Origin of the sequence: Pseudomonas thermotolerans DSM 14292 (assembly GCF_000364625.1) — a bacterium.
GTDB lineage: Bacteria > Pseudomonadota > Gammaproteobacteria > Pseudomonadales > Pseudomonadaceae > Aquipseudomonas > Aquipseudomonas thermotolerans.
The window spans coordinates 45075-58130 of record NZ_KB822611.1 but is presented as its reverse complement, the minus strand read 5'-3'; the positions used below and the strand labels follow the sequence as shown (position 1 = coordinate 58130).

16 protein-coding genes are annotated in these 13056 nt (G+C 66.8%); 14 read left to right on the top strand and 2 right to left on the bottom strand.

The features are described 5' to 3' along the window. Both catC and catA read left to right on the top strand, forming a co-directional pair. Entirely contained in the window at positions 1 to 291 is a 291-nt protein-coding gene (gene catC, locus H165_RS0111260; RefSeq protein ID WP_017939039.1) for a muconolactone Delta-isomerase, read from the top strand. Positions 292 to 346: 55 nt separating this feature from the next. Then, the gene (gene catA, locus H165_RS0111255) at positions 347 to 1291 is read left to right on the top strand and encodes a catechol 1,2-dioxygenase (RefSeq protein WP_017939038.1); all 945 of its coding nucleotides are present in this window, start codon (positions 347 to 349) and stop codon (positions 1289 to 1291) included. A gap of 275 nt (positions 1292 to 1566) precedes the next feature. On the opposite strand, the gene H165_RS0111250 is transcribed toward catA, so the two are convergent. Continuing rightward, on the bottom strand, positions 1567 to 1830 hold the full coding sequence (locus H165_RS0111250) for a DUF2790 domain-containing protein (RefSeq protein WP_017939037.1): 264 nt from the start codon (positions 1828 to 1830) through the stop codon (positions 1567 to 1569). A 327-nt stretch (positions 1831 to 2157) separates the two neighbouring features. On the opposite strand from H165_RS0111250, the gene H165_RS0111245 reads away from it, so the two are divergent. The 6 genes from H165_RS0111245 to pcaC all read left to right on the top strand — a co-directional run bounded on the left by H165_RS0111245 (position 2158) and on the right by pcaC (position 7736). After that, entirely contained in the window at positions 2158 to 3006 is an 849-nt protein-coding gene (locus tag H165_RS0111245) for a CoA transferase subunit A (RefSeq protein WP_017939036.1), read from the top strand. Continuing rightward, on the top strand, positions 3006 to 3788 hold the full coding sequence (locus H165_RS0111240) for a CoA-transferase subunit beta (RefSeq protein WP_017939035.1): 783 nt from the start codon (positions 3006 to 3008) through the stop codon (positions 3786 to 3788). Before H165_RS0111245 ends, H165_RS0111240 begins: the two co-directional genes overlap by 1 nt. Continuing rightward, on the top strand, positions 3785 to 4990 hold the full coding sequence (pcaF, locus tag H165_RS0111235) for a 3-oxoadipyl-CoA thiolase (RefSeq protein ID WP_017939034.1): 1206 nt from the start codon (positions 3785 to 3787) through the stop codon (positions 4988 to 4990). The genes H165_RS0111240 and pcaF overlap by 4 nt, the downstream gene beginning before the upstream one ends. 117 nt (positions 4991 to 5107) lie before the next feature. Next, entirely contained in the window at positions 5108 to 6469 is a 1362-nt protein-coding gene (locus H165_RS0111230) for a 3-carboxy-cis,cis-muconate cycloisomerase (RefSeq protein WP_017939033.1), read from the top strand. A 9-nt stretch (positions 6470 to 6478) separates the two neighbouring features. Beyond that, complete coding sequence (gene pcaD / locus H165_RS0111225; protein WP_017939032.1) at positions 6479 to 7267, top strand: 3-oxoadipate enol-lactonase; 789 nt, start codon at positions 6479 to 6481, stop codon at positions 7265 to 7267. A 67-nt stretch (positions 7268 to 7334) separates the two neighbouring features. Further along, positions 7335 to 7736 carry a 4-carboxymuconolactone decarboxylase gene (pcaC, locus tag H165_RS0111220; protein WP_017939031.1) on the top strand — a complete coding sequence of 134 codons (402 nt, stop codon included), beginning with the start codon at positions 7335 to 7337 and terminating at the stop codon, positions 7734 to 7736. Positions 7737 to 7806: 70 nt separating this feature from the next. On the opposite strand, the gene flgA is transcribed toward pcaC, so the two are convergent. Beyond that, a complete protein-coding gene (gene flgA / locus H165_RS0111215; RefSeq protein ID WP_017939030.1) occupies positions 7807 to 8475 on the bottom strand; it encodes a flagellar basal body P-ring formation chaperone FlgA in 669 nt (222 codons plus the stop codon). Between the two features lie 248 nt (positions 8476 to 8723). On the opposite strand from flgA, the gene flgB reads away from it, so the two are divergent. The 6 genes from flgB (at position 8724) to flgG (ending at position 13055) form a co-directional block, all read left to right on the top strand. After that, positions 8724 to 9086 (top strand): flagellar basal body rod protein FlgB, encoded by a 363-nt coding sequence (flgB, locus tag H165_RS0111210; RefSeq protein ID WP_017939029.1) that lies wholly within the window; start codon positions 8724 to 8726, stop codon positions 9084 to 9086. 5 nt (positions 9087 to 9091) lie between these two features. Further along, a complete protein-coding gene (gene flgC / locus H165_RS0111205; RefSeq protein WP_017939028.1) occupies positions 9092 to 9520 on the top strand; it encodes a flagellar basal body rod protein FlgC in 429 nt (142 codons plus the stop codon). Continuing rightward, a complete protein-coding gene (flgD, locus tag H165_RS0111200; RefSeq protein ID WP_017939027.1) occupies positions 9520 to 10188 on the top strand; it encodes a flagellar hook assembly protein FlgD in 669 nt (222 codons plus the stop codon). Before flgC ends, flgD begins: the two co-directional genes overlap by 1 nt. Positions 10189 to 10213: 25 nt before the next feature. Beyond that, entirely contained in the window at positions 10214 to 11416 is a 1203-nt protein-coding gene (gene flgE / locus H165_RS0111195) for a flagellar hook protein FlgE (RefSeq protein ID WP_017939026.1), read from the top strand. A 9-nt stretch (positions 11417 to 11425) separates the two neighbouring features. Further along, positions 11426 to 12151: a flagellar basal body rod protein FlgF gene (locus tag H165_RS0111190; RefSeq protein WP_017939025.1), complete on the top strand. Its 726-nt coding sequence runs from the start codon at positions 11426 to 11428 to the stop codon at positions 12149 to 12151. Positions 12152 to 12269: 118 nt separating this feature from the next. Then, entirely contained in the window at positions 12270 to 13055 is a 786-nt protein-coding gene (flgG, locus tag H165_RS0111185; protein ID WP_017939024.1) for a flagellar basal-body rod protein FlgG, read from the top strand. Position 13056 lies beyond the last annotated feature (1 nt).

Genomic DNA, 13056 nt, shown 5'->3' with positions numbered 1-13056 from the left:
ATGCTGTTTCACGTGAAGATGACCGTGAAGCTGCCGGCCGACATGGACCCGCAGCTGGCCGACAGGATCAAGGCCGAGGAGAAAGAGTACTCCCAGCGCCTGCAGCGCGAGGGCAAGTGGCGCCACCTGTGGCGCATCGCCGGCCAGTACGCCAACTACAGCATTTTCGACGTGGCAAGCGTCGAGGAGCTGCACGAGACCCTGATGCAGCTGCCGCTGTTTCCCTACATGGACATCGAGATCGACGGGCTCTGCCGCCACCCCTCGTCGATCCATGCCGATGACCGCTGATCAAGCAAGCAACCCGCAAGACCCCTTGTACAAGAACAAGATGAGGTAACCCGCAATGACCGTGAAAATCACTCACACTGCTGAAATCCAGAAGTTCTTCGAGGAAGCCGCCGGTTTCGGCAACGACAACGGCAGCCCGCGCCTGAAGCGCATCATGCTGCGCATCCTGCAGGACACCGCCAAGCTGATCGAGGACCTGGAAATCACCCAGGACGAGTTCTGGTTCGCCGTGGACTACATCAACCGTCTCGGCGCCCGCGGCGAAGCCGGCCTGCTGGTCGCCGGCCTGGGCCTGGAGCACTTCCTCGACCTGCTGCAGGACGCCAAGGACGAGCAGCTGGGTCGTACCGGTGGTACCCCGCGCACCATCGAAGGTCCGCTGTACGTGGCCGGCGCGCCCATCGCCGAAGGCGAGGCCCGCATGGACGACGGCAGCGAAGAGGACGTCGCCACCGTGATGTTCCTGGAAGGCCGCGTGCTGGATCTGGACGGCAAGCCGATCGCCGGCGCCACCGTGGATCTGTGGCACGCCAACACCAAGGGCAACTACTCCTACTTCGACAAGAGCCAGAGCGAGTACAACCTGCGTCGCCGCATCATCACCGATGCCGAAGGTCGCTACCGCGCCCGCAGCATCGTGCCGTCCGGCTACGGCTGCGACCCGCAGGGCCCGACCCAGGAGTGCCTGGACCTGCTCGGCCGGCATGGCCAGCGCCCGGCGCACATCCACTTCTTCATCTCCGCGCCTGGCTACCGGCACCTGACCACCCAGATCAACCTGGCCGGCGACCGTTACCTGTGGGACGACTTCGCCTACGCCACCCGCGACGGCCTGGTGGGCGACATCCGCTTCATCGAGGATGCCGAAGCCGCCGCCAAGCGTGGCGTGAAGGGCCGCTTCGCCGAGCTGGAGTTCAACTTCCAGCTGCAGAAGGCCAGCAGCGCCGAAGACGAGCAGCGCAGCCGCCGTCCCCGTGCACTGCAGGTCGTGGGCGCCTGAGCCCAGCTGAAAGCCGCGAAAGAGCCCCGGTTTCCGGGGCTCTTTCGTTTTCGGCGAATGTGATTTCGGCGAATGTCATGAGGAAGCCAAAAAGGGCAGGGCGCCCGCCGGCCCGGTGAAGGGCACGGCGGGGGCTGCCTGCCGAGGGGGGGAGCAATAGGTTGGAGCGCAGGCGGTCTGCCAGTCGCCGCGCTTGGCAGACCCGGTGAATGTCGTTCAGGACGTGCCGCCGGTGAGTCCCTGGGGGATGCGTCTGGTCGCAGAGTGAGGGTGGCTTAGCTACCCAGGCAGTCGCCCATCACCAGGTAATCCAGGCGCTGGGTGTCACCGTGGCTGTCCACGTAGATCATGGTGGCCGGCGCCACGTCGCAGCTCTGCGGGCGCGGGGTCACCGAGATGACCTTCTGGACGTCCAGTTGCATGCCGTACTGGTAGGGGTGTTGTGGCAGCTGGTCGCTGTCGTCGCGGCCATCGCTGCCGTCGGCCATGGCCGACGTGGCGAGCAGGCTCAGGGTCAGAAAGGTGGCTTGCTTGAGCATTTCCCGTTCCTCTTTTGGGGGAGGTGAATTGGGTGAAAAGTCTATGCACCTATGATCGGCAATAAAGAGGCATTTGAGTTATTGATCGTTACAATAGCTGCAATAGTCATCGACTCCTCGACACGCCCATCCCGGCCTGCCGTCCCCCGCTCCTGCCTTCAGTAAAGACCCACAACCGACACATCGGACAGCTTCGATAGCTGGCTTGCTTTTTGGTTCGATAATCGCACGGATAGTCGATTATCGGATTGTTTGCAGGGGTTACGCTGATTAAGGTTTGTCCAACGGCGCCGCCCAGGCGCCCTGGACAACGATACGAGAACCACCATGGCTGAACTCCTGACTCTCCGCGAAGCCGTCGAACGCTATATCAACGACGGCGACACCGTCGCCCTCGAGGGTTTCACCCATCTGATCCCCACTGCCGCGTCCCACGAGATCATCCGCCAGGGCAAGAAAGACCTGACCCTGGTGCGCATGACCCCCGACCTGGTCTATGACCTGCTGATCGGTGCCGGCTGCGCCAAGAAGCTGATCTTCTCCTGGGGCGGCAACCCTGGTGTGGGTTCCCTGCACCGTCTGCGTGACGCCGTCGAGAAGGACTGGCCCCACGCCCTGGAGATCGAGGAGCACAGCCACGCCGACCTGGCCAACGCCTACGTGGCTGGCGCATCCGGTCTGCCCTTCGCGGTGCTGCGCGCCTACGCCGGTTCCGACCTGCCGAAGGTCAACCCGGTGATCAAGTTCATCGACTGTCCGTTCACCGGCGAGCGTCTGGCCGCGGTGCCCTCGGTGCGCCCGGACGTCACCGTGATCCACGCCCAGAAGGCCGACCGCAAGGGCAACGTGCTGCTCTGGGGCATCCTCGGCGTGCAGAAGGAGGCCGCCCTGGCCGCCAAGCGCTGCATCGTCACCGTCGAAGAGATCGTCGACGACCTGAACGCGCCGATGAATGCCTGCGTGCTGCCCAGCTGGGCGCTGACCGCCGTCTGCCATGTCCCCGGCGGCGCACACCCGTCCTACGCCCATGGCTACTACGAGCGCGACAACCGCTTCTACCAGGCCTGGGATCCGATTGCCCGCGACCGTGAAGCCTTCACCGCGTGGATCGATACCTACATCCGCGGCACCAAAGACTTTGCCGAGTACCAGAAGAAAATCGCGGAGGCCAAGTGATGAGCGCCTACACCACCAATGAAATGATGACCGTGGCCGCCGCCCGCCGCCTGAAGAACAACGCAGTGTGCTTCGTGGGCATCGGCCTGCCCTCCAAGGCGGCCAACCTGGCCCGTCTCACCTCGTCCCCGGACGTGGTGCTGATCTACGAATCCGGCCCCATCGGCGCCAAGCCCAGTGTGCTGCCACTGTCCATCGGCGACGGCGAGCTGGCCGAGACCGCCGACACCGTGGTACCCACCTCGGAGATCTTCCGCTACTGGCTGCAGGGCGGGCGCATCGACGTCGGCTTCCTGGGCGCCGCCCAGGTGGATAAGTTCGGCAACATCAACACCACCGTGATCGGCGACTACCACAAGCCCAAGGTGCGTCTGCCCGGCGCTGGCGGCGCTCCGGAAATCGCCGGTTCCGCCAAGGAAGTGCTGATCATCCTCAAGCAGTCGCCGCGCACCTTCGTCGACAAGCTGGCCTTCATCACCTCGGTGGGCCACGGCGAGGGCGGTGACCACCGCAAGCGTCTCGGCCTGCCCGGCAAGGGCCCGGTGGCGATCATCACCGACCTGTGCATCATGGAGCCGGAAGCCGGCACCAACGAATTCATCGTCACCTCGCTGCACCCGGGCGTGACTCGCGAGCAGGTGATCGAGAACACCGGCTGGCCGATCCGCTTCGCCGAGCAGGTGGCGGTGACCGAGGCGCCGAACGAGGTCGAGCTGACCGCCCTGCGCGAGCTGGAAGAACGCACAGCCATCGCCCACGGGCAGAAGGGAGGTGAGGAATGAGCCGCGAAGTCTTCATCTGCGACGCCGTCCGCACGCCCATCGGCCGTTTCGGCGGCGCTCTGGCGGCGGTACGTGCCGATGACCTGGCGGCCATCCCGATCAAGGCCCTGGTCGAGCGCAACCCCCAGGTCGACTGGAACCAGCTGGACGAGGTGTTCTACGGCTGCGCCAACCAGGCCGGCGAGGACAACCGCAACGTGGCACGCATGGCGCTGTTGCTGGCCGGCCTGCCGCACACCGTGCCGGGCGTGACCCTCAACCGTCTGTGCGCCTCCGGCCTGGACGCGGTGGGCACCGCCGCCCGCGCCATCGCCTGTGGCGAGATGGATCTGGCCATCGCCGGTGGCGTGGAATCCATGTCCCGCGCGCCCTTCGTGATGGGCAAGGCGGAAAGCGCCTACTCGCGCAACATGAAGATCGAGGACACCACCATCGGCTGGCGCTTCATCAACCCGCTGATGAAGGCCCAGTACGGCGTGGACTCCATGCCGGAAACCGCCGACAACGTGGCCGACGAGTACCGGATCTCCCGCGCCGATCAGGACGCCTTCGCGCTGCGCAGCCAGCAGCGCGCAGCGGCTGCCCAGGCGGCCGGCTATTTCGCCGAGGAGATCGTCCCGGTCGTCATCAAGGGCAAGAAGGGCGAGACCATCGTCGACCGTGACGAGCACCCGCGTCCGAACACCACCCTGGAGACCCTGGCCAAGCTCAAGCCGGTCAACGGTGAAGGCAAGACCGTCACCGCCGGCAACGCTTCGGGGGTCAATGACGGCGCCGTGGCGATGATCCTGGCCTCCGCCGAGGCGGTGCAGAAGTACGGCCTCAAGCCCCGTGCCAAGGTGCTGGGCATGGCTAGCGCCGGGGTCGCACCGCGGGTCATGGGCGTCGGTCCGGTGCCGGCGGTGCGCAAGCTGCTGGAGCGCTTGTCCCTTAGCGTCGCCGATTTCGACGTCATCGAACTGAACGAGGCCTTCGCCGCCCAGGGCCTGGCGGTGACCCGCCAGCTGGGCATCGCCGACGACGACGCCCGGGTCAACCCCAACGGCGGCGCCATCGCCCTCGGCCACCCGCTGGGCGCCAGCGGTGCGCGCCTGGTGCTGACCGCCGTTCATCACCTGGAGAAGACCGGCGGCAAGCGCGGTCTGGCCACTATGTGCGTGGGCGTGGGCCAAGGCCTGGCCCTGGCCATCGAACGCGTCTGAGGCCGCACTCGCGCACGGTCGCCCCGCCGCGCGGCCGTGCGCATCGTCAATGGGGGCTGGCCCCGCGGGGCCGGCTGCTATACAAGGAAACACCATCCCGCATTCCGGAGCACTGGCTTGAACAGCCCGAGCAACCAACTCTTCGACACCTATTTCACCCAGCCGGCCATGCGTGCGATCTTCTCCGACAGCGGTCGCGTGCAGGGCATGCTCGACTTCGAGGCGGCCCTGGCCCGCGCCGAGGCCCGCGCAGGGCTGATCCCCGCCAGTGCGGTGGCGCCCATCGAGGCCGCCTGCCAGGCCGAGCTGTACGACTTCGCCGCGCTCTCCGTGGCCATCGCCACGGCCGGCAACTCGGCGATTCCCCTAGTCAAGGCCCTGGGCAAGCAGGTCGCCGCGCGCAGCACCGAGGCCGAGCGCTACGTGCATCTTGGCGCCACCAGTCAGGACGCCATGGACACCGGCCTGGTGCTGCAGCTGCGCGCCGCCATCGAGCTGTTGGAGGCCGACCTGGCCAGCCTGGCCGCGCGGCTGGCCGAACAGGCCGAGCGCCATGCCGAGGTGCCCCTGGCCGGGCGCACCTGGCTGCAGCACGCCACCCCGGTGACCCTGGGCATGAAGATCGCCGGCTGGCTGGGCGCCATCACGCGCCATCGTCAGCGCCTTGCCGAACTCAAGCCGCGCCTGCTGAGCCTGCAGTTCGGCGGCGCCTCCGGCAGCCTCGCCGCCCTGGGCGAATACGCCTGGCCGGTGGCCGAGGCCCTGGCCGACGAGCTCGGCCTGAGCCTGCCGGAGCAGCCCTGGCACACCCAGCGTGACCGTCTGGTGGAATTCGCCGCGCTGCTCGGCATGCTCGCCGGCAGCCTGGGCAAGCTGGGCCGCGACCTCAGCCTGCTGATGCAGACCGAGGCCGGCGAGGTCTTCGAGCCGGCCGCGCCGGGCAAGGGCTGCTCCTCCACCATGCCCCACAAGCGCAACCCGGTGGGCGCCGCGGTGCTGATCGGCGCCGCCACCCGCGCCCCCGGCCTGGTGGCCACCATGCTCGCCGCCATGCCCCAGGAGCACGAGCGCAGCCTGGGCCTCTGGCACGCCGAGTGGGAAACCCTGCCGGAGCTTTGCTGCCTGGTCTCCGGGGCCCTGCAGCAGGCCCTGCAACTGGTCCCCGGCCTGGAGGTGGACGCCGCGCGGATGCGCGCCAACCTTGATCTGACCCGCGGTCTGGTGCTCGCCGAGGCGGTGAGCATCGCCCTGGCCCAGCGCATCGGCCGCGATGCCGCCCATCATCTGCTGGAGCAGTGCTGCAAGCAGGCGGTGAAGGAGGGCGCCCACCTGCGTGCCGTGCTCGGCGCCAATGCCGAAGTCACTGCCCGCCTGTCCGCCGCCGAGCTGGACCAACTGCTCGACCCGGCCCATTACCTCGGCCAGGCGCGCCGCTGGGTAGCCCGTGCCCTGGCCGAACATCACGCGCTTTCGCGTTAGGAGATTTGCATGCCTGTCGTAAAACTCGCCGATGGCGAACTGAACTACCGCATCGACGGCCGCGACGACGCGCCTGTCCTGGTGCTCTCCAACTCCCTGGGTACCGACCTGCACATGTGGGACGCGCAGATCCCCGGCTTCGCCGAGCACTTCCGGGTGCTGCGCTACGACACCCGCGGACACGGCGCTTCCCTGGTCACTCCCGGGCCTTACAGCATCGAGCAGCTCGGCCGTGACGTGCTGGCCCTGCTGGATGCCCTGAACATCGACAAGGCGCACTTCTGCGGCCTGTCCATGGGCGGCCTGACCGGCCAGTGGCTGGGCATCAACGCCGCCGAGCGCATCGGTCGCCTGGTGCTCTGCAACACCGCGGCGAAGATCGGCAGTCCCGAGGTCTGGAACCCGCGCATCGACAGCGTGCTGGCCGGTGGCGCCCAGGCCATGCGCGACCTGCGTGACGCCTCCATCTCCCGCTGGTTCACCGCCGAGTTCGCCGCCACCCAGCCGGAGAAGGTCGAGCCGATCGTCGAGATGCTCGCCCAGACCTCGCCGCAGGGTTACGCGGCCAACTGCGCGGCGGTGCGCGATGCCGACTTCCGTGAGCAGCTGGGTGCTATCCGGGCGCCGACCCTGATCGTCTGCGGTTCTGCCGACCCGGTGACCACCACCGAACACGGCCGCTTCATGCAGGAGCGCATCAGTGGCGCCGAGCTGGTGGAATTCCACGCGGCGCACCTGTCCAACGTGGAGGCCGGCGACGCCTTCACGCTGCGCGTGCTGGACTTCCTGCGCGGCTGAGCCAGCCCCCGAGCCGGCCTGCGCACGTGTATGCGGGCCGGCGTCCCGAATGCCCTTGGAGCCTAAGATGGACGAGAAAGAACGCTACGAAGCCGGCATGCAGGTGCGCCGCGCGGTGCTCGGCGATGCCCACGTCGACCGCAGCCTGGCCAACCTGACGCCATTCAACGAAGAATTCCAGGAAATGATCACCCGCCATGCCTGGGGTGACATCTGGACCCGCCCGGGCCTGCCGCGCCACACCCGTAGCCTGATTACCATCGCCATGCTGATCGGCATGAACCGCGAAGGCGAGCTGAAGCTGCACCTGCGTGCCGCCAGAAACAACGGTGTGACCCGCGACGAGATCAAGGAAGTGATCATGCAGAGCGCCATTTACTGCGGCATCCCGGCGGCCAACGCCACCTTCCACCTCGCCGAGTCGGTGTGGGACGAGCTGGGCGTAGAGTCGCTGCAGCAGCAGGCCTGACGGCCTCCGTTGCGCCCGCTCTGCCGCCCGGTGGAGCGGGTAGGGCGGGGCGAGCCCCCGCCTGCCGTCCTCATTCGAAGGTGCTCGTCACCGTCCCGTCTTCCAGCACCTTGGCTTCGATGATCTTGTCGCTGCTCAGGTTGCGCACCCGGATCACCTCATCCCGCTGACCGTTCTGCAGGGCCTCGCCAAGGGTGGTGGCGACGATGCCGTCGCGGCTGGCGATGATCTTCACCTGCTGGCCGCGCCGAACCAGCATCGGGCTGGCCAACAGCCCCGGGCTCAGCGCCTGACCGGCGCGGATGCGGCGCTTGGCGCCCATGCCGACCACCTCCTCCTCGCGCTGGTAGTAGCCGCGCGACGCCTTGCTGACGTTCAGCTCCTGCACCTGCAGGTGGGCGGCCTCGATGGTCTGCCCGCGCTCGATGGTCTGCGCGGCGAACAGCGCAGGGATGAACACGTTGACCTGGGTGCTGAGCAGCACCGACCAGCCCGGCGTGTCGCCGCAGCTCGCCCGCAGGCGCAGGCGGCCGAGCAGGCTGGGGTTGTCGCCGGCAGTCTCCACGACCGGCGGCTGTGCGCAGGGCGTCAGGCGCGAGGTGTCGTTGAGGGGCGTGCTGGCCTGGGTGAAGCGCATGTCCTGCCAGCCCTGGCGACGGGCTTCCTGCTTGAACTGTGCCGCCAGGTAGCGCTCCACGGCCTGGTCGATCTGCCGGTCGACCCGGGATTCGGCCTGCACGCCGGCGGCAAGCGGAAGCAGGGCGACGGCGAGGAGGTGACGCGAGGCGGAAAGGAAACTTCCGCATCGGCCTTCCGTCTTGGGTAAAGGCGGAAGGCAGGCAGCGCTCGGGGCCGTCCTTCTCTTGAAAAAGCTCAATAAAATCAAGGTTATAGGTGCACTTGTGAAGTTGGGCACGATTCCTGCTCAGGGTTGCCGGAGCAACGTCCGGCGCCTGTGCCGGACCCCCTGATTCATGGAAACGGGCAATGAGTATACGGATTGACGAGGATTTGGGCGTCCATGTGCGCGCCCTCGAGCTGCGCACCCTGCGCAGCGAGATCCTTGCCGCCAACCTGGCCAACGAAGACACCCCGGGCTTTCAGGCGCGGGACATCGACTTCGCGGGGGAAATGCGGCGGCTCGACGATGCATTCGCCGCCGCCGGCGATTCGGGCGGGGCGGCGCAGCTGAAGTACCGCGTGCCGACCCAGCCGTCCCAGGATGGCAACACCGTGGAGTTGAGCGTCGAGCAGGCGGCCTTCGCCAAGAACGCGATGGATTTCCAGACCAGTCTGACCTTCCTGAGCATGAAATTCCGTGGTCTGAAACAAGCGATTGAGGGGCGCTAGACCGTATGTCGTTCGATTCCATCTATCGCATCGCCGGTTCCTCGATGAACGCACAGACGGTGCGTCTGAATACCGTGGCCAGCAACCTGGCCAACGCCGAGTCTGCTGCCGCGCGCCCGGAGGACGTCTACCAGGCGCGCAAGCCGGTGTTCGCCGCCGTCTACGAGAACGGCGAGCTGACCCGTGGCGTCGGCATGGGCGGCGCCCACGTGCAGGTGCTCGACGTGGTCACCGCCGGCCGTGAGCCGAAGCGGCGCTACGAGCCGGACAACCCGCTGGCCGACCGCGATGGCTACGTGTTCTACGCCGACATCAATCAGATCGAGGAAATGACCGACATGATGTCCGCCAGCCGCAGCTTCGAGACCGGCGTGGACGTGCTCAACCGCGTCAAGAGCATGCAGCAGGCGCTGCTCAAGCTGGGAGAAGTCTGATGAGCCAGATCAACGCCGCCGGCAGCGCCTTGGGCGGCAGCTACAGCATCGAGGAGCGGGTCAGCGCGGCGGTCGACGTCAGCGAGGCCACCCAGCTGGAGAACAACTTCATCGCCCTGATGGTCGCGCAGATCCAGAACCAGGACCCGACCAACCCGGTGGACAGCACCGAGTTCCTCAACCAGTACGCCACCCTGTCCCAGGTCAAGAGCCTGGAGAACATGTCCACCCTGACCAAGAGCAACCTGGTGCTGCTGGACAACCTGCAGACCCTGACCGCCGCCGGTCTGGTGGGCCAGGAGGTGAAGGTGACCGCCGACCAGGTGCAGCTGGGCGATGCGCCGGTGAAGGGGCAGATCAACCTGGAGTTCGCCGCCGGCAAGACGGTGCTCAGCCTGACCGACTCCCGCGGCGTGACTATCGACATCGAGCTGGGCAGTCAGGCCGCCGGCGCGGTGCCCTTCGAGCTGGATGCCGAGAAGCTCGGCCTGGCGCCGGGCAGTTACCGCATCGAGGTCGTCACCGACAGCGGCGAGTACCCGAGCGTGGAGCTCGCCGGCCGGGTGAGCAACGTCCGGGTCAGCAGCGAAGGACCGGTGCTGGACGTGGCGGGCATCGGTTCCGTGCCTTTCTACAACATCACCGAATTCGGCCAGAGCCAGCTCTGAGCACAGCCATCACGAGGATTCCCGCATGAGCTTCAACATCGCCCTGACCGGCCTGACCGCCGTCAACGACCAGCTCAACACCATCAGCCACAACATCGCCAACGCCGGTACCACCGGCTTCAAGTCCTCGCGCACCGAGTTCGGCAGCGTCTATGCCGACAGCCAGGCGATGGGTGTGGAAGTGCTGGCCACCACCCAGAGCATCAGCCAGGGCGGTACCCTGGTGAGCACCGGGCGCAGCCTGGACCTGGCGATCTCCGGTGGCGGCTTCTTCATCACCCGCAGCACCTCCGGCGAAACCCAGTACACCCGCGCCGGGGTGTTCGGCAGCGACCGCAGCAACTACATCGTCAACGCCGCCGGCCAGCGCCTGCAGGGCTACCCGGTGGATGCCGCTGGCAACCTGGTGGTCGGTACCGTCAGCGACCTCAAGCTGAACTCGTCCAACCTGCCGGCCAAGGCCACCGACAGCCTGCAGTTCATCGCCAACCTGGACGCCAACCAGGGGGTGCCGACGGTCGCCTTCACCCCGGCCAACGTGGACAGTTTCAACTCCACCTACACCACCAAGATCTACGACTCCCAGGGCAAGGAACACACCCTGACCCAGTACTTCGTGAAGACCGCCGACAACGTCTGGGATGCCCACTACTACGTGGACGGCAGCGCCGTTCTCGACGGCGCCGGCAACCCGGTGACCCAGGCGCTGACCTTCAACCCCAACGGCTCCCTGGCCGCGCCGATCGGCACGGTGGACCTCAGCTTCACGCTGCCCGGCGTGGATCCGATGAACGTCGCCGTCAACTACAGCGGCACCAGCCAGTACGGCTCGGACTTCGTGGTCACCACCAACCTCCCGACCGGCTACTCGGCCGGCGAGCAGACCGGCCTGTCGGTGGAGAAGGACGGTCGCATCTACGCCAACTACAGCAACGGCCAGCGCATGCTGCAGGGCCAGGTGGTCCTCGCCAGCTTCGTCAATGCCGGCGGCCTGAACAACGTCAGCGGCACCGCCTGGACCGAGACCGCCGAATCCGGCCAGGCGCTGATCGGCGTGCCCGGCGTCGGCTCCTTCGGCGAGCTGACCGCTGGCGCCTTGGAGAACTCCAACGTCGACCTGACCGAACAACTGGTCGGCCTGATGGAAGGACAGCGCAACTACCAGGCCAACACCAAGGTGCTGTCCACCGAGAAGGAACTCACTCAAGTGCTGTTCAGCGCCATCTGAGGTTGAAGCATGGACCGTCTCGGATACATCGCCATGACCGCTGCTAGCCGCACCATGACCTCGCTCACGGTGCGCGCCAACAACCTGGCCAACGTCAACACCCCCGGTTTCCGCGCCGATCTCGAGCAGGCCGAGGCGGTGCAGGTGGCGGGCTACGGCTACGACACCCGCCACGCCACCCGGGTGGTGGACAACGGTATCAGCATGGCTCCCGGCCAGTTGATGGCCACCGGCCGCGACCTCGACTTCGCCATCCAGGGCCCCGGTCTGATCGCCGTGGAGACCCCGGCCGGCGAGCGCTACACCCGACACGGCAGCCTGCAGGTCAGCGCCGACCTGCGGTTGACCATCAACGGCCGCCCTGTGCTCGGCGAGAACGGTCCCATCGTGCTGCCCGAGTACGACAGCCTGACCATCGGTGCCGACGGCACCGTCTCGGTGATCCCTCGCGGCGACTACCTGACCGCTGAGGTCGGCCGTATCAAGCTGGTCGACCTGCCGGCCGCCGAGCTGGTCAAGCAGGACGATGGCCTGCTGGCCACCCGCGACGGCCAGCCGGCCGAGCCCAACGAGGACATCCGCCTGGTCTCCGGCTACCTGGAGTCGAGCAACGTTTCGGCCATCGACCAACTGGTAACGACCATGAGCCTGAACCGCCTGTTCGAGACCCAGGTGAAGATGATGAAGGCCGCCGAGGACCTGTCCGATGCCGGCAACCGCATGATCCGCGGCTGATCCACGGCTCGTTCGGGGCTCCACCAGGCGAGGTCGGGCGAGACACGACTTTCAGCTTTCGCCAGCACATGACAGCAAGCAATCCGGCCCGCGAGCCGGACGGAAGAGGGGATTTTTCATGAGTTCCGCACTCTGGGTCAGCAAGACTGGTCTGGCCGCCCAGGACGCCGCGATGACCGCGGTGGCCAACAACCTGGCCAACGTCAACACCACCGGCTTCAAGAGCGACCGCGTGGTGTTCGAGGACCTGTTCTATTCCATCGAACTGCAGCCTGGCGCCCAGGCCGATCAGGTCAACACCGTGCCCTCCGGTATCCAGCTGGGCAGCGGCGTACGCGTGGTGGGCACCCAGAAGGTGTTCACCGAGGGCAGCATGCAGACCACCGGCCAGCCCATGGATCTGGCAATCATTGGCAGCGGCTTTTTCCAGGTGGAATCGCCGGACGGGCAGATCTTCTACACCGAGAACGGCCAGTTCCAGCTCAACGCCGAGGGCATGGTGGTCAATGCCCAGGGTCTGCCACTGATCCCCAACATCCAGGTGCCGGAAGGCAGCAGCAGCTTCACCGTGGGCTCCGACGGCACCGTCACCGTGATTCAGGCCGGCGAGACCGTGCCTACCGAGCTGGGCCAGATCACCCTGGTGAACTTCGCCAACCCGGCTGGCCTGGAAGCGCTGGGCGGCAACCTGTACCGCGAGACCGTGGCCAGTGGCGAGCCGCTGGAAGGCGTGCCGGGCGAGGAAGGTCTGGGCACCCTCAAGCAGGGCGTGCTGGAAGGCTCCAACGTCCAGGTGGTGGAGGCAATGGTCAACATGATCGCCATCCAGCGTGCCTACGAGGCGAATGCCAAGGTGCTGGACGCCGCCTCCGGCATGCAGCAGTTCCTCAACCAGACCGTCTGAC